Annotated in this window: 16 protein-coding genes; all 16 read right to left on the minus strand. The window is 66.5% G+C overall.

Annotated features, from left to right (window positions below):
- Positions 1-9 precede the first annotated feature (9 nt).
- Positions 10-711, minus strand: coding sequence for a tetratricopeptide repeat protein (locus IM816_RS07620; RefSeq protein ID WP_250340415.1), 702 nt, complete (start codon positions 709-711; stop codon positions 10-12).
- On the minus strand, positions 708-1,148 hold the full coding sequence (locus tag IM816_RS07625; protein WP_250340416.1) for a cytochrome c-type biogenesis protein: 441 nt from the start codon (positions 1,146-1,148) through the stop codon (positions 708-710). The genes IM816_RS07620 and IM816_RS07625 overlap by 4 nt, the downstream gene beginning before the upstream one ends.
- The gene (locus IM816_RS07630; RefSeq protein ID WP_250340417.1) at positions 1,145-1,687 is read right to left on the minus strand and encodes a DsbE family thiol:disulfide interchange protein; all 543 of its coding nucleotides are present in this window, start codon (positions 1,685-1,687) and stop codon (positions 1,145-1,147) included. Before IM816_RS07630 ends, IM816_RS07625 begins: the two co-directional genes overlap by 4 nt.
- Positions 1,684-3,663 (minus strand): heme lyase CcmF/NrfE family subunit, encoded by a 1,980-nt coding sequence (locus tag IM816_RS07635; protein ID WP_250340418.1) that lies wholly within the window; start codon positions 3,661-3,663, stop codon positions 1,684-1,686. Before IM816_RS07635 ends, IM816_RS07630 begins: the two co-directional genes overlap by 4 nt.
- Positions 3,660-4,142 carry a cytochrome c maturation protein CcmE gene (ccmE, locus tag IM816_RS07640; RefSeq protein WP_250340419.1) on the minus strand — a complete coding sequence of 161 codons (483 nt, stop codon included), beginning with the start codon at positions 4,140-4,142 and terminating at the stop codon, positions 3,660-3,662. Before ccmE ends, IM816_RS07635 begins: the two co-directional genes overlap by 4 nt.
- Positions 4,126-4,326 carry a heme exporter protein CcmD gene (gene ccmD / locus IM816_RS07645; protein ID WP_072320731.1) on the minus strand — a complete coding sequence of 67 codons (201 nt, stop codon included), beginning with the start codon at positions 4,324-4,326 and terminating at the stop codon, positions 4,126-4,128. The genes ccmE and ccmD overlap by 17 nt, the downstream gene beginning before the upstream one ends.
- Positions 4,323-5,087: a heme ABC transporter permease gene (locus tag IM816_RS07650; protein WP_250340420.1), complete on the minus strand. Its 765-nt coding sequence runs from the start codon at positions 5,085-5,087 to the stop codon at positions 4,323-4,325. Before IM816_RS07650 ends, ccmD begins: the two co-directional genes overlap by 4 nt.
- 63 nt (positions 5,088-5,150) lie before the next feature.
- Positions 5,151-5,837: a heme exporter protein CcmB gene (ccmB, locus tag IM816_RS07655; RefSeq protein ID WP_250340421.1), complete on the minus strand. Its 687-nt coding sequence runs from the start codon at positions 5,835-5,837 to the stop codon at positions 5,151-5,153.
- Positions 5,834-6,469 carry a cytochrome c biogenesis heme-transporting ATPase CcmA gene (ccmA, locus tag IM816_RS07660; protein ID WP_250340422.1) on the minus strand — a complete coding sequence of 212 codons (636 nt, stop codon included), beginning with the start codon at positions 6,467-6,469 and terminating at the stop codon, positions 5,834-5,836. The genes ccmB and ccmA overlap by 4 nt, the downstream gene beginning before the upstream one ends.
- Positions 6,470-6,658: 189 nt before the next feature.
- Positions 6,659-7,612 carry an IS110 family transposase gene (locus IM816_RS07665; protein ID WP_250338290.1) on the minus strand — a complete coding sequence of 318 codons (954 nt, stop codon included), beginning with the start codon at positions 7,610-7,612 and terminating at the stop codon, positions 6,659-6,661.
- A gap of 440 nt (positions 7,613-8,052) precedes the next feature.
- A complete protein-coding gene (locus tag IM816_RS07670) occupies positions 8,053-9,420 on the minus strand; it encodes an FAD-dependent oxidoreductase (protein ID WP_250340423.1) in 1,368 nt (455 codons plus the stop codon).
- 88 nt (positions 9,421-9,508) lie between these two features.
- Positions 9,509-10,009 carry a polyhydroxyalkanoate synthesis repressor PhaR gene (gene phaR, locus IM816_RS07675; protein WP_072322177.1) on the minus strand — a complete coding sequence of 167 codons (501 nt, stop codon included), beginning with the start codon at positions 10,007-10,009 and terminating at the stop codon, positions 9,509-9,511.
- 108 nt (positions 10,010-10,117) lie between these two features.
- Entirely contained in the window at positions 10,118-11,686 is a 1,569-nt protein-coding gene (locus IM816_RS07680; protein ID WP_250340424.1) for a DHA2 family efflux MFS transporter permease subunit, read from the minus strand.
- Positions 11,683-12,882, minus strand: coding sequence for an HlyD/EmrA/EmrK family protein (locus tag IM816_RS07685; RefSeq protein WP_250340425.1), 1,200 nt, complete (start codon positions 12,880-12,882; stop codon positions 11,683-11,685). Before IM816_RS07685 ends, IM816_RS07680 begins: the two co-directional genes overlap by 4 nt.
- Entirely contained in the window at positions 12,879-14,297 is a 1,419-nt protein-coding gene (locus IM816_RS07690; RefSeq protein WP_250340426.1) for an efflux transporter outer membrane subunit, read from the minus strand. The genes IM816_RS07685 and IM816_RS07690 overlap by 4 nt, the downstream gene beginning before the upstream one ends.
- 38 nt (positions 14,298-14,335) lie before the next feature.
- Positions 14,336-14,863 carry a MarR family winged helix-turn-helix transcriptional regulator gene (locus IM816_RS07695; RefSeq protein ID WP_250340427.1) on the minus strand — a complete coding sequence of 176 codons (528 nt, stop codon included), beginning with the start codon at positions 14,861-14,863 and terminating at the stop codon, positions 14,336-14,338.
- Positions 14,864-14,868 lie beyond the last annotated feature (5 nt).

The following is a 14,868-nucleotide window of genomic DNA, read 5'->3' on the forward strand; positions in this document are numbered from 1 at the left end:
TCGTGCTCCTCAGCGACCGCCGTCGATGGTGCCACGGGCCGGCTCGTCCGTGCCGCCGTTCGCGCGCTTTTCGGCGAGGGCGATCTGCTGCGCCACGGCGCGTGCCACGTTGGAATCCGGATCGAGCAGCGGTTGCAGCGTGCGCCAGGTTGCGGCAGCGTCGGCATAACGTTCCTGCTGGAACTGCGCGATGCCGAGCAGCCACAGTGCACGCTGGCTCTGCGGTTCGATGGCGATCGCCTGGTTGAGCAGATCGAAGGCGCGACCTTGGATGCGGTGATCCTCGCGCACCAGGGAGTCCGCCTCGGCCCAGCCGACCATGGCGGCCACGTTCTTCGGATCGGCCTTGAGCGCGCTGTCGTAGGCTGCCCGTGCATCGGCGGATTGCTTGAGCATCGCGTAGGTCTGGCCGAGCAGCACCCAGCCTTGGGCATCGTCCGGGTGTTCCTTCAACCGCGCGCGCAGCGTGTCGATGGCTTCGCCGACGGTCATGTCCTTGGCCGGCTCGACGCCGCCGAGCGTGGACGGCGTGCCGACCAGTACGTAGAGCCCCGCGCTACTCAGCGGGACAAGCACGGCGATGCAGACCACAAGCACGAAGACGCCCCGAGGACGTCCAGCGCGGCGCCCTTGGCGCACGAGGGGAACGAGCAGCAGGGCGAGCGCGAGGACGAGCATCGCCCCCGCGACGAGATAGAACGCGACAGTCACCAGTCGTCCTCGGTGTCGTTGGCCGGCGTAGCGGCAGGGGCCTGGCGAGCGCGGCGGCGCACTTGCACGGCGACGACCAGCGCGCCCGCGGCGAGCAGTACAGCGGGGCCGAACCAGAGCAGCCAGGTCGACGGTTCCACCGGCGGCTTGTAGAGCACGAACTGCGAATAGCGATCCACGAGATACGCCTTGATCTCGTCGTCGCTCTTGCCCGACTGGATCATCTCGAACACCTGCCGGCGCAGGTCGTGCGCGATCGGTGCGTTGGAGTCGGCCAAGGTCTCGTTCTGGCACATCGGGCAGCGTAACTCGGCGCTGAGCTTCTGGAAGCGCACTTCCTCCGCGCGGTCGCGGAACGGCAACGGTTGGATAGCCTGGGCGGCCGCAAGCGCTGGCAACAGGCACAGCGCCAGCCAGAGCAGGACGCGGCGCGTCATGGCGTTTCCTTCGCCAGCGCGGCGAGGGCAGGGCGGATCTCGTTCTGCACCACCTCAGGCGTGATGGGGCCGATGCGCTTGTAGCGAATGACACCCTTCGCATCGATCAGGAACGTTTCCGGCGCGGCGTACACACCGAAGTCGATGCCGGCACGGCCGTCGCGATCGGCCACGATCACGTCGAACGGATTCCCGTGCTCGGCGAGCCATGCGGTCGCTGCCTGCGGCTCGTCCTTGTAATTGAAGCCCACGAGCGGAAGGCCGAGCTGCTTCACCTCGGTCATCAGGATCGGGTGCTCATGCACGCACTCGATGCACCAGCTGGCGAACACGTTGAGGAGATACGGCTTGCCCAGCAGCGACGCCTTGTCGACCGTGCGCGACGGTTCGCCCAACACAGGCAACGAGAACGCAGGCGCTGGCTTATTGATCAACGGCGAGACGATCTCGTGCTGATCGTGCCGCGTGTTCCACCAGATGCCGAAGCCGAATAGACCGACCAGTGCGAGGAACGCAACGAGGGGCAGGATGCGGCTCATGCCAGCGATTCCTTCGGCGTTGCCTCGACAATAGCCGGGCGTGCGTCCGCAGCGGTCTTCTTTGCGCGGAACCGGCGCTCGCAAGCGGAGAGGAAACCACCGGCCATCATGAACAGGCCGCCAAGCCAGATCCAGCGCACGAACGGCTTGTGATACAGCCGCAGCGCCCAGGCGCCGCGCACATCGTTCGCGTCCATCGGTTCGCCGAGCGCCACGTAGATATCGCGGAACAGGCCGGCATCGATAGCGGATTCCGTCTGCACCTGCCCGCGCGAATAGGTGCGCTTCTGCGGATGCATGGTGCCGATCGTGTTGCCGTCGCGCAGGATGGTGACGATGCCTTCGTCTGCATGCCAGTTGGGGCCTTCGGTTTCCTCGACGCCATCGAAGCGGAACGCGTAGCCGCCGATGGTCTCGGTCTGTCCCGGGGCCATGCGGACGTCGCGTTCGACGCTCAACGATTCCGACAGCATCACGCCGATGAGGAAGATCGCCACGCCCGCATGCGCGAGCAGCATGCCGGCCATTTCCGCCGGATAACGGCGACCGCGCGGCATTTCGCGCCAGCGCTTCACCACGTAGGCGAGCGTGCCCGCGCCGACCCAGACCGCACCGGCCACGCCGGCAATCGCGCGCAGATGCCCCTGGGCGAAGAACGCGGCGGCAATCGCGCAGACGACGGCGGCCACGCTCGCGCGCAGCGCCATCGCCGTGAGCTGGCGACCCTCGGCACGTCCCCAGCGAAGGTACGGACCGAACGGCAGCAACAGCACGGCCGGCGCCATCAGCAGCACGAAGAGGAAACCGAAGTAGGGCGGGCCGACAGATACGCGACCCAGATTCAACGCATCGCCGATCAGCGGGAACAGCGTGCCCAGCAGCACCATTGCGGCGGCCGTGGTGAACAGCAGATTGGCGATCATGATGCCGGTCTCGCGCGACAGCGCGGCGAACGGCTTGCCCGTGGCGACCTTGGGTGCGCGGATGGCGTAGAGCAGCAACGAGCCGCCGATGACCACGACCAGGAAGCCGAGGATGTACAGGCCGCGACGTGGATCGGAGGCAAACGCATGCACCGAGGTCAGCACGCCCGAGCGCACGAGGAAGGTGCCGAGCAGGGAAAGCGAGAAAGCGAACAACGACAGCAGCACGGTCCACGCCGGAAGCGATCCACGTTTCTCGGTGACCGCTTGCGCGTGGATCAGCGCCACGCCCACCAGCCACGGCATGAACGACGCGTTCTCCACCGGATCCCAGAACCACCAGCCGCCCCAGCCGAGTTCTGCATAGGCCCACCAGCTGCCGGCGACGATGCCGAGGGTGAGGAACGCCCACGCCACGTTCGTCCACGGGCGCGCCCAGCGCACCCAGGCCTGCTCCATGCCACCGCCCAGCAGCGCGGCGATCGAGAACGCAAAGGCGACCGAGAAGCCCACGTAGCCCATGTACAGCACAGGCGGGTGGAAGGTCATGCCCGGATCCTGCAGCACCGGATTCAGATCGCCGCCGTCGGCCGGCATCGGCAGCTCGCGCACGAAAGGATTGGACGTGAACAGGATGAAGGCGAGAAAGCCGACACCGATGAGGCCCAACACGCCGAGCACGCGCGCCACGAAGGCATCGGGCAGGTGACGGCTGAAGGCGGCCAACGCCAGCGACCAGACGTTGAGAATGAACACCCACAACAGCATCGATCCCTCGTGCGCGCCCCATACCGCCGTGATGCGGTAATACCAGGGCAGTGCCAGGTTCGAGTTGTCGGCTACATACGCGACCGAGAAGTCGTAGCTCAGGAAGGCGTAGATGAGCACCGCCATCGCGGCGAACACGAACACGCCCTGACCCGCCGCAGCCGGCCGCGCCACCGCCATCAGCGCGCTGTTGCCCCGCCATGCGCCGACGATCGGCAGCACGCCCTGCGCCAGGGCAAGCAACAGCGCGAGGACTAGCGCGAACTGGCCGAGCTCGGGGATCATGGCGTGCGGTCCTTCATGGCCTTGTCGTCCATAGCCTTGTCGTCGATCTTGCGGTTCTCGTGTGCCTTGGCCATGGCGTCCTTGAGTTCCTTCGGCATGTAGTTCTCGTCGTGCTTGGCGAGCACCTCGCTGGCGATGAAACGCCCGCTGTCCATGCGGCCGGTAGCGATCACCGACTGGTTGTCGCGGAACAGGTCCGGAAGGATGCCGGTGTATTCCACGGGCATGGCGCCCGCATCGTCCACGACGATGAAGCTCACCTTGAGCGAGTCGCCGGCACGCTGGATCGAGCCTGCCTTGACCATGCCGCCGAGCCGGAACGTCGGATACTGCGTGGCCTGGCCTGCCTGCACCTGGCTGGGGGTGAAGAGGTAATTCATGTTCCTCTGCAGCGCGAACACGACGAGGCCCACCGCCACGACAGCGGCGGCGAGCACGGAGATCACGATGGCGAGGCGGCGTTTACGCGTCGGATTCATTTTGGGGCGGGGTTCCCGGCCGGCGACGGTTTTCCTGGCGCGCGATGCGTGCGCGCAAGGCGCGCAGATTACGGCGGCGCCGGGCCAACGGGGCCAGCGTGTCGATCAAGAGGACGATGAAAAAAACGGCGACGGCGGACCAGACATAGAACCCGTACGCACCCATCGAGAGTGACTGGCTCATGGCGTGCCGCGCTCCGGAAGGCCGAGCAGTTCGCGTACCCAGGCCTTGCCGCCTTCGGCGGCGACCAGCTCGGCGCGCACGCGCGCGAACAGGCTGGCGATGTAATACAGCTTGGTGGCGGCCATCATGGTGAGCAACGGCCAGAGCATGCTCGCCTCGATGTGTGAAGGGCCGAGCAGGCGCACCGTGGAGCCCTGGTGCAGGGTGTTCCACCAGTTGACCGAGAAATGCACGATCGGCACGTTCACCGCGCCGACCAGCACAAGGAACGACGCTGCGCGCGCGCCTTGGCGGCGGTCTTCGAACGAGTGATGCAGACCGATCACGCCGAGGTAGATGAACAGCAGCACCAGTTCGGAAGTGAGGCGTGCGTCCCAGGTCCACCAGGTGCCCCACATCGGTTTGCCCCACAGCGAACCGGTAACAAGGGTGATGAAGGTGAATGCGGCACCGATCGGCGCCGATTCCATGGCGACGACTTCGGCGATCTTGATGCGCCAGACCAGTGCCACGAAAGCCGCGACGCTCATCGCGGCATACACGAACAGGCTCATCCATGCGCTGGGCACGTGGATGAAGATGATCCGGTACGCATCGCCCTGCTGATAATCCGCGGGAGCGACGAACAGGCCTCCGTAGAGCGCGACCATGCCGAGTACGAGGGCAAAACCAAGCGCCCAGGGCTGCACGGCCCCGGCGAAACGGTAGAACACCGGCGGCGAGCCGAGGCGGTGAAGCCAGAGCGGAACCCAGTTAGCCATCGATCCTCGTCGCGATTCGTTCAAGCACCGTGAGTCCCCTGCTTGGGGCGCGCGGTTGCGTGTTCATGAGTCCATGGCGATGCGTAGCGCAGCCGCGCAAGCCAGCGGCGCGAGAACCAGAGCCATGACGAGCCCGGCTCCGAGCCAGGCGATCGGCGCGGCCCATGGCAGCCCTTCCTGCGCAGCGGCCACGGCCCCGGCGGCGAAGATCACGACCGGTACGCACAACGGCAGCAACATGAGCGCCAGAAGCATACCAGAGCGCCTCGATCCCGCCGTCAGCGCGACCAGTACCGCGCCGAGCAGGCTGAGCAGCGGCGTGGCGATAAGCAGGGCCAGGATCAGCACGGGCATCGCCGTGCCGGGCAGTTTCAGCATGCCTGCGAGCAGCGGAGCCACCACGATCAGCGGCAGCGCGGAGGTGATCCAGTGCGCGAGCACCTTCATGCCTACCAGCAGCGCCAGCGGCTGCGGTGCGAGCATCAACTGCTCCATCGAGCCGTCTTCGATGTCCCCACGGAACAGATGATCCAGCGACAGCAGCACGGCGAGCAGCACGGTCACGAACACCACGCCGCCAGCGATGCGCGCCAGCAGGGCCGGTTCCGGCCCGAGCGCGAAAGGGAACAGCGTGGCGACGATGAGCGCGTACAGCACCGGCATGGCGATGTCGCCGCGGCGGCGCCAGGCGAGGACGAGGTCACGTCGCAGCAGTGCGGCGCAAGCGGTGGGCGTGCTTCCGTGCGTCATGCGTGCAGCCGTATCCGCCGCGGCTCGCCACCGGCAAAGCGCACCGCGCCGTGGCTGGTGACCAGGGCGGCGCCGCCCCGTTGGGCATGCCCTTCCAGCAGGCGGTTCACCAGTGCGATGCCTTCGCGGTCGAGGTTGGCGTACGGCTCGTCGAGCAACCATACGCGCGCGGGCACGATGAGCAGCCGCGCCAGTGCGGCGCGCTTCTTCTGCCCTGCCGAAAGCCGCCGGACCGGTTCGTCCTCGAAGCCGGAAAGGCCGACCTCGGCCAGCGCGAGGTCGGCATCCGCGCCTTCGCGCTGGCCATAGAGGCCGCTGCTGACCCGCAGGTTCTCGCGTGGGGAGAGGTCGAGTTTCAGGCCCAACTGGTGGCCGAGAAAAACGACGGCACCGGCCATCGTGTCCAGTGAAAAGGTAGCGCCGTCCAGCCGCACCTCGCCTTCGCCCGGGCGAAGCATGCCGGTGAGCACGCGCATGAGAGTGGTCTTGCCGCTGCCGTTATCGCCCTCGACGAGGGCGATCTCACCCGCGCGCAAGGCAAAGTCGAGCGGGCCGAACACCGGCTCGTCCTCGCGCAGGAAGCACAGGCCGCGGGCTTCGAGGATGATGGCGGAGGGGTCGGCGGAAGGCATCCGGCGATTGTTGCGGGCGAAGACGCCATTGTCCACGCATGCCTAACGGTACGAGCCGCTATATCGGCGAGAAGCCAACGATGTGGCATGGGGATGTGGCATGGGAACGAGGCAAGCTCCCATCGCCAGCAGGCTGGCTCCCACCTGCGAGCCTGCGTGACTGTCGATCCGAAGCGAAGGTGGGAGATCCTATGTTGAGGCGCAAGCGGCAGCGAAGCGTTCGGGGTCGAAGGGCTGACCTTTAGTGAGGATGGCGTGGGCGAGTCGGATGATCTTCCGAGCCAGGATCACGAAGACGGCGGTGGCACTGAGTCCGCGCGCGCGGTAGCGCGCGTAGAGTGCTTGGCCGACCGTATGCCGAGCGAAGGTGGCCGCCGCCATGTAAGTCAGTCGTCGAAATTCCGCCTCGCCCCGCTTGGAGAGCTTACGCGTGCCGCGGTAGCTGCCGGACTCCCGGGGCCGAGGGTCCAAGCCGATATAGGCAATCAGCGCCTCGGCGCCAATGCCTGGCAGGCGCCAGAAAAGGCTCAGCAAGGCCGCACTGCTAAGCGCCCCCACGCCGGGAATGGTGCGCAGCAGTTCGCGTTGTTGTTGGCGCGCCCGATCGGCGGCGACCTGCTCATCGATGAGTCGGTCGATCTGGGCCAGGGCGGCTTTGTACTGCGCCAACAAGGCATCGATAGCGGGCAGCGGCGCGTCCTGGAAACCTAACCGCAGGCTGCCTTGCTGCCTCACCAGCAAGGCCCGTCGCCGCAGCAGCCATTCCAGGCTGGCCGCATGCTCTTCCGGCGCGGTATAGCGTCGTAAATGGTCCTGCTCGCGCTCCAGATAACGGGCAATGACTTGGGCGTCGACCCGATCGGTCTTGGCCCGTCGCCGCAGGCTCTCCGCGTAATGGCGCACGTCCCGCGGATTGAGCAGGTAAATGGCCACCCCCTTGGCCACCGCACGCTGCAACAACGTCTGATGGCAGGCGCCGCTGGCTTCCACGGCCAGCACGCTGCGCGGCGGCAACTCATCCAGCCACGCATCAATGGCCGGCGGGTCGTTGCCGATCCGCCGCGTCTGACCCGGCACTTGGTGGCAAGCCACCGTCAGAGCCGCCTTGTCGATATCGATCCCGAAATGACGTACTGGCTTCATGGTCCCACTCCTCGTAGTCTCAAGGACGGCTGGGGTGAAGCCCATCGACGCGTTAGCTTGTTCATCGGCGATCGGATCGCCAGATCCTTCATCGACGCTCACGATGGGTCGGGATGTCTCTCACTGTCGGTCTCGTTGGTCGAGCCGATACCACTAGCGTCCCTCACCCCAGCCCCTTATCCCTCGCCTTGCCGGCGAGAGAAAGGGGCGGACACAACATACAAGCCACTCTAGTAGCGATAAGCCAACGAAGCAGTGTAGCGATGAGGCAAGCACCCATCGCCAGCAGGCTGGCTCCCACCGGCAGGTTCGGATTGCCACCTGGGCGCAAAAGTTCTGGTGGGAGCCACTCTAGTGGCGATAAGCCAACGAAGCGGTGTAGCGGTGAGGCAAGTCTCCATCGCCACGGGGCTCCCACCTTGCTTCGGTTCCTCTCGCCGTTACAGCGGCTTTGGCAAGGGCGGCAGGGTCGCTTCGAGCGTGCGTACGGCGGCGTCGAGGTCCACGCTGGCGACCGAGGTGTGCCCCTTCAACAGCTGTTCCACCAGCATGTCCTGCGCTCTGCCGCGTTCCAGCGCGTATGCGTAGGGGAGGTGGGTGAAGGTGACCATGCGGTAGCGGGGCAGGTAATGCGTGGGCGAGCGCTCTGCCAGCAGCGCACCCAGCTCGCGCTTGCGCAGGTAATGCGGATCGGCCACCGAGTCGCGCATTTCCACGTAGTTTTCCAGCGCCATCTGCGCGATGGCGTCGGCGTTGGGCTTCCGTCGCGCCTCGAATTCGGCGAACACGGCGGCGCTGTCGTCGGGCTGCGCCGCGAACAGCTCGGCAAGCTCCGCGGCATCTTCGAAACCGCAGTTCATGCCTTGTCCATGGAAAGGCACCATTGCATGCGCGGCGTCGCCGATCAGCAGGGCACGGCCATCGATATGCCAGCGATCGAGATAGAGCGTGCCGAGCGTTCCGACCGGATGGGCCGCCCAATCGGCGGCGAAATCCGGCATCAGCGCCAGGGCGTCCGGGAATTCCGTCCGGAAGAACGCTTCGGCTGCGCCGGCCCCGGCAATACTGCGGAAGCTCGGATGCTCGCCATCGTTCGGCAGGAACAGCGTGACGGTGAAGCTGCCCTCGCGATTGGGCAGCGCGATGCACATGTAGTGACCGCGCGGCCAGATGTGCAGGGCATGGCGTTCGATGGCGAACGGCGCGGATGGATCGGACCCCGGCGGGATCTCGAGTTCCTTGTAGCCGTGGCCAAGTTCCTCCACGCGCTCGCCCAGTGGCGAATACAGATGCATCGCCGCGCGCAGGGCGGAACCCGCGCCGTCGGCGCCGATGACCACGGGCGCTTCCACGCGACGTTCCTCGCCATGGACATCGCGCAGCGTCAACGTGCCCTTGTCGAAGTCGGCGCCGATGAGGCTTTGATCGAAATGGACCGTGGCGCCCGCTGCTTCGGCGGCGTCCAGCATCAGCGCATTGAGGCCGCCGCGCGACACCGACCAGATCACCTCGGAGTCGTCCACGCCGTAGCGCTGCAGACCGCTGTGGCCGGCCGGGTCGTGCACCATCCGCCCGCGCATCATCACGGCCTGTTCGAGCACGCGGTCGGCGAGACCCGTGGCGCGCAAGGCGTGCAGGCCGCGTTCGGCGAGGGCGAGGTTGATCGAGCGGCCGCCGTGGAATCCCGCTTGCCGCGGATCGGGGCGCTTTTCATAGACGGTGACGCGGAAACCGCGCTGGATGAGCAAGGTGGCAATCAGGGCGCCGACCAGTCCGGCGCCGACCACGGCGATGTCGTTGCGAGGCATCGGATCACTCATCCGGAAGGCAGGATATTGCGGGGCAGCGCATCGTGCGCCGCAGCGCCGCCGGGGGCAAGCCCCGGGCGGCTATACCTCAGCCGGCCTTCTTGCCCGTGCGCGGGGCAGGCCGGACCGGTTCGGCCGGCTTGGCCGTGGCGGCATCGAGAAAACCGCGCTGCATCGACTTCCACACGTCGAGGTTGCGCTCGGTCATCTCGTTGAGCATGGACCAGGGGGTCTGACCCATCAGGCTGTTCAACTGGTTGCGGAATTGCTGCTGCTGGTCGAGGAAGACCTGCAGGCTGCGTTCCAGATACGGGCCCATGAAGCCCTGCAACGAATCGCCGTAGAAGCGAATGATGTGGGACAGCAGCTGGGGCGAGAGCATCGGCTGGCCGTGTTCCTCGTGCTCCGCAATGATCTGCAGCAGCACGGAACGGGTCAGGTCCTCGCCGGACTTGGCGTCGCGAACCTCGAAAGTTTCCCCGTCGAGGACCAGCTGGCGGACTTCCTCCAGCGTGATGTAGCTCGAAATCTCCGTGTCATACAGACGACGGTTCGGATACTTCTTAATGATGCGTAGGGTTTGTGCCATGCGGCGAAAGCTACCACGAGGTATTGCGCCGCACCAGTTGCCGTCCATGGCTGTAATCGTTTTCCATTTCACATATCGGCTTTGGATCGATTTAGGTCAGCCCCGGATTTAATGCGCCGCCGCACCGCCCGCGTTCCCGAAGGGAGGCTTCGCCAGCCAGAGGATCGGAATCAGTGCCAGGAACAGCAGCGCACAGCCCCAGAAGACGTCGTTCACCGCCAGAGTCGCCGCTTCGCGCGTGACCAGCTGATCCACCACGGCGAGGCCAGGCTTGCCGGGGATGCCCATCGAGGTGAGTTTCTGTGTGAAGGCCGTGGTCGACGGCGACGCCTGCGTCACGTATTCCGTGAGCGAGGCGTGGTGCGAATCGGTACGGTGCTGCCACAGGGTGACGGTAATGGCCGTGGAAACGCTCGACGCCAGGGTGCGGCAGAAGTTGGCGAGGCCCGAGGCACCGGCGATCTGGTCGGGATTGAGCCCCGACAGGAAGATCTGGTTGAGCGGGATGAAGAAGCAGGCGATGGCGATGCCCATGATGAAACGCGGCAACACCAGCGTCGCGTACGACGCACCGCTGTTGAATCCGGCGAACCAGAACGACGTGAACGCGAAGACCATGAAGGCGAACGTCACCACCGCGCGCAATTCGAGCCGCTGGATGTTCGCGCCGATGAAGGGTGACACCACGAAGGCGAGGATGCCGACCGGCGCGGTCGCGAGGCCCGCCCACGTCGCCGTGTAGCCCAGTGTGGTCTGCAGCCACAGGGGGAAGACCACGTTGATGCCGAAGAAGGCCAGCATGCCCAGCGACAACGCCGTGACACCGACGGCGAAATTGCGCCGTCCGAACAGCGACAGATCCACCACCGGATGTTTCGCGGTGAGTTCCCAGATCACCAGGAACACGAGTGCGACCAGGGCGATGAGGCCGAGGGTGAGAATCATCGGCGAGGCGAACCAGTCGTGGTCGTTGCCGTTGTCGAGCATGAACTGCAGGCTGCCGACGCCAAGCACCAGCAACACGAGACCTACGCTGTCGATCGGCGCACGGGAGATCTTCGTCTCGCGGCGACGCAGGATGGCCCAGGTCACGATACCGGCGGCCGCACCCACCGGCACGTTGATGTAGAAGATCCACGGCCACGAGAAATTGTCCGTGAGATAGCCGCCGAGGATGGGACCGAAGATCGGCGCGACCACGACCGTCATCGCCCACATCGCCAATGCAATGCCTTGCTTGGTCTTGGGATAGCTCGCCAAAAGCAGTGAGAGCGACAACGCCACCATCGGTCCCGAGCCGGCGCCTTGCATCAGGCGGAAGATCACCAGCATGGGCATGTTGGTGGCGAGTCCGCACAGCATCGAGAACGCGACGAACAGGCCGACCGACACGCAGAAGGTGCGGACCTCGCCGAAACGCTTCGCCAGCCACCCCGTGAGCGGCTGCATGATCGCGCTCGCCAGCGCGTAAGAGCTGATCGCCCAGGTGCCTTCGCTCGAGCTCACGCCCAGGCTGCCGGCGATGTGCGGTACCGCGACGTTGACGATGGTCATGTCGAGGATCTCCATGAAGGTGGAGAACGCGACGGCGATCGTCAGCAGGACCAGGGGCCCGCCGCTCAGCGGCTTGGGGCCGTTCTCGGCAGGGGCGTCGGAAAGGGCGGCGTCGTCGCTCAAGGCACGCCGGCTCCGAGGTTGGCGCGCACAATGACGTCGGCCGCGGCATCGGCCTTGGCGGCCACGTCGTCATAGACGCGGGTCTGCGCCACGGGCACGGTGGACGGCTGGCGGGCGAGCACATCGCCCTTGTCGTCGGTGATGTCGACGGTCACGGCGGTGGACAGGCCGATGCGCAGGGGATGCTTGTCGAGGTCGTTGGGATCGAGCGCGATACGCACCGGCACGCGCTGGACCACCTTGATCCAGTTGCCGGTCGCGTTCTGCGCAGGCAGCAGCGAAAACGCGCTGCCGGTGCCTGCGCCGAGACCCATCACCTTGCCGTGGTATTCGACGCCGCCGCCGTAGATGTCCGCCTCGATCTTCGCGGGTTGCCCGATGCGCACATGGCGAAGCTGGCTTTCCTTGAAGTTGGCATCGACCCAGAGGTCATGCAGTGGTACCACGGTCATGAGTTGTTGGCCGGGTTGCACGCTGTTGCCGACCTGCACGCCGCGCTGCGCGACGTAGCCGTCGATGGGCGCGACGATCGCATTGCGCTGCGAGGCGACCCATGCCTGACGGAAGTTCGCGCGCGCCTGTTCCACAGCGGGATTCGTTTCGACATCGCTTCCATCGACCAGCGCACGAGCTGCGTCGGCCTGTCGTTGCGCTGCATCCAACGCGGACTGCGCGCTGGTGACCGCATCGCGCGCATGCTGCACTTCCTCGGGCGCCACAGCTTTCTCGGCGAGCAGCGGCAGGCGGCGCTTCAAGTCGTCCTGGGCTCGCTTGAGATCCTGGCGACGCGCGATGAGCTCCGCATCCGCACTGGCGGCAGACTGGGTCTGCTGGCGGACCTGGCGCACTGCCTGGGCAAGCGCGCTACTGGCCTTGCGCAGGGCGACGTCGGCATCGGTGGGATCGAGCCGCACGAGCACCTGGCCGGCGGTCACACGCTGCGTGTCGTCTGCATAGACGCCGACAACGATGCCGGGTACCTGCGCGGAAATGCCCACCTGGTTGCCACCGACATACGCGTCGTCCGTGGTTTCCCGCGTGGAGAAAACGAACAGCCAGAGCAGGAACCACGCGGCCGCGGCGACCACGAAGACCAGCAGCGCGATCAGCAGGGCGCGCTTGCGCTTGCGTGGATCCTTGGGCGCATTGCCGCTGTCGTCCTGGGCGCGCGGCGTGTCGTTGGGGGTGGCGCTCATGGGCTCGTGGCTCCGTTCGTGCGAGGCGTGGATGAGGATGCGACGGGCTCGGCGCGGTAACCGCCGCCGAGCGCCTTGATGAGGGAAACGTCGGTGGACAGGGCCTGGCCATGCAGCTCGGCGTCCATGTCCTGTTGCTGGATGAGTGCGGCTTCGGTGGCCAGCGACTCGCGATCATCGCGGACGCCGCGGGCGGCACGGGCGCGGGCCGCGGCGAGCATGGTCTGCACGGAATCGACCTGCACGGTCTGCTGCGCGCGACGATCGGCGAGCTGTTTGGCGCCGAGCGCCTGCGTGGCGACGTCGCGCGCGGCGGATGCCACGGTGGCGTTGTACTGGGCTACCGCGGCGGAAAGCTGTGCGCGGCTCACGCCATGGTTCGCTTCCAGCGCGCCACCTTCGAAGATCGGCAGATGGATCGCGGGTGCCAGTGAGAACACGCGGCTGTCGGTGGAGAACACCTTGTCCATGTCGATGCTGGAGAGTCCGGCCATGGCGCTGAGGCTCACGTCGGGGAAGAACTGCGCGCGCGCCGCATCGGTCTGCCGCAAGGCGGCTTCGACCTGCCAGCGGCTGGCGGCGATGTCGGGGCGGCGTGCCATCAGGTCGGTGCCCGCGTCGGTCGGCAGTCCCGGCGTGACGTCGGGCAATGGCCGCGGCGTGAGCGTCGGCAGTTCGGCAGGCGAGACGCCCACGAGCGTGGCGAGCGATGCGCGGCGGATCTCAGCGGAGCCGCGCAGCGCGACCTGCTGCTGACGCGCGCCCGCGAGATCGGCACGCGCCTGCTGCACGGTATCCGGCAGATCCACGCCCTGCTTGACGCGCAACTCGGCGATGCGCAGGGCGCGTTCACGCGCTGCGATGAGGCGATCGGCAAGTTGCGCACGCGCCTGGTCGGCAAGCCAGCCGAAGTAGGTGTCGGCGACCATGGCCTGGATGTTGAGCGAGGCGGCCGAACGCTCCGCCTCCGCAGCGCGGGCGCTGTCGATGGCCGACTCGATGGTGTAGCGCTTCTTGCCCCACCAGTCGAAGTCGTAGCGCACCTGGATGCCGAGATCGGCCTGGTTGTACCAGGTGAAGCCGAGGAACTGCGACGGGATGAGCCCGTGTTCGCTCATGCGCTGACGCTCGACCTGCGCGCTGCCGTCGACCCGCAGGCCGGCCTGTGCGGCAGCGACGCGGATGTTCTGCTCGGCGGACTCCACTCGCGTACGCGCCTGGGCGAGATCAGGCGCACCGCGCAGCGCCAGCGCCATGAGGGAGTCGAGCTGCGGGTCGCCGTAGGCGCGCCACCATTCCGCGGCGGGCCAGCCGGCGCGGGAGCCGGCGTCGATACCGGCGAGGGGCGCGTCGTCGCGCAGCGCAGGGCGGTCGATCTTCGCAGGCACGTGGCAGGCTGCGAGGCTGATGGCCATCGCGCATGCCAGAAGCGCTGGGCGGAGCGGGGTAGGGGTCATGGAGAGGCGTCCGTGTCGACCGCGGGGTCGATGTGCAGGGCGAGCTTCTTCAGCAGGCGCTCGAAGGTCTTTCGCTCGGCGGTGCTGAAGCAGGCAAAGGAATCCACCAGCGGCGGAAACATGGGGGGCAGCAGCTTGGTGACGAAGCGGCGGCCCTCCGGCGTAATCGTCATCAGCACCTGACGGCGATCGTGCGTGGCGTGCGAGCGTGAAATGAGGCCGCGTTTGGCGAGCACGTTCGCGATGCGCGTCATGTTCGTGGGCTTCTGCTCGGCAAGCACGCACAGTTCGCCCGGCGTGGCACTGCCGTCCTCGCTGCTGTAGAGCATCATCAGCGTGCGGAAGTCGCTGTCGTTCAGGCCATGCGGCTTGAGCTTGCTCTCGAAGGCACGCAGCAGCGCCCCGGCCGTCAGCATCAGCAGGCGCACGAGGCACACCTCCGACTTCGGCATGGCAGGGATGCGCTTGGTTACCCGCCCGATGCCTTCGTAAAGGGCATCGACGCATGGTTTGAGAGAGGACATTTCGC

The organism is Luteibacter flocculans, assembly GCF_023612255.1.
Lineage (GTDB): Bacteria > Pseudomonadota > Gammaproteobacteria > Xanthomonadales > Rhodanobacteraceae > Luteibacter > Luteibacter flocculans.

Excerpts from the sequence above, each read along its gene's own strand:
- ccmA (WP_250340422.1), bottom strand. The coding sequence starts at position 6,469 with ATGCCTTCCGCCGACCCCTCCGCCATCATCCTCGAAGCCCGCGGCCTG.
- ccmE (WP_250340419.1), bottom strand. The coding sequence starts at position 4,142 with ATGAATCCGACGCGTAAACGCCGCCTCGCCATCGTGATCTCCGTGCTC.
- IM816_RS07650 (WP_250340420.1), bottom strand. The coding sequence starts at position 5,087 with ATGGCTAACTGGGTTCCGCTCTGGCTTCACCGCCTCGGCTCGCCGCCG.
- IM816_RS07685 (WP_250340425.1), bottom strand. The coding sequence starts at position 12,882 with ATGAGCGCCACCCCCAACGACACGCCGCGCGCCCAGGACGACAGCGGC.
- IM816_RS07665 (WP_250338290.1), bottom strand. The coding sequence starts at position 7,612 with ATGAAGCCAGTACGTCATTTCGGGATCGATATCGACAAGGCGGCTCTG.
- IM816_RS07670 (WP_250340423.1), bottom strand. The coding sequence starts at position 9,420 with ATGCCTCGCAACGACATCGCCGTGGTCGGCGCCGGACTGGTCGGCGCC.
- ccmB (WP_250340421.1), bottom strand. The coding sequence starts at position 5,837 with ATGACGCACGGAAGCACGCCCACCGCTTGCGCCGCACTGCTGCGACGT.
- IM816_RS07630 (WP_250340417.1), bottom strand. The coding sequence starts at position 1,687 with ATGAGCCGCATCCTGCCCCTCGTTGCGTTCCTCGCACTGGTCGGTCTA.
- IM816_RS07690 (WP_250340426.1), bottom strand. The coding sequence starts at position 14,297 with ATGGCCATCAGCCTCGCAGCCTGCCACGTGCCTGCGAAGATCGACCGC.
- IM816_RS07625 (WP_250340416.1), bottom strand. The coding sequence starts at position 1,148 with ATGACGCGCCGCGTCCTGCTCTGGCTGGCGCTGTGCCTGTTGCCAGCG.
- ccmD (WP_072320731.1), bottom strand. The coding sequence starts at position 4,326 with ATGAGCCAGTCACTCTCGATGGGTGCGTACGGGTTCTATGTCTGGTCC.
- phaR (WP_072322177.1), bottom strand. The coding sequence starts at position 10,009 with ATGGCACAAACCCTACGCATCATTAAGAAGTATCCGAACCGTCGTCTG.
- IM816_RS07695 (WP_250340427.1), bottom strand. The coding sequence starts at position 14,863 with ATGTCCTCTCTCAAACCATGCGTCGATGCCCTTTACGAAGGCATCGGG.
- IM816_RS07635 (WP_250340418.1), bottom strand. The coding sequence starts at position 3,663 with ATGATCCCCGAGCTCGGCCAGTTCGCGCTAGTCCTCGCGCTGTTGCTT.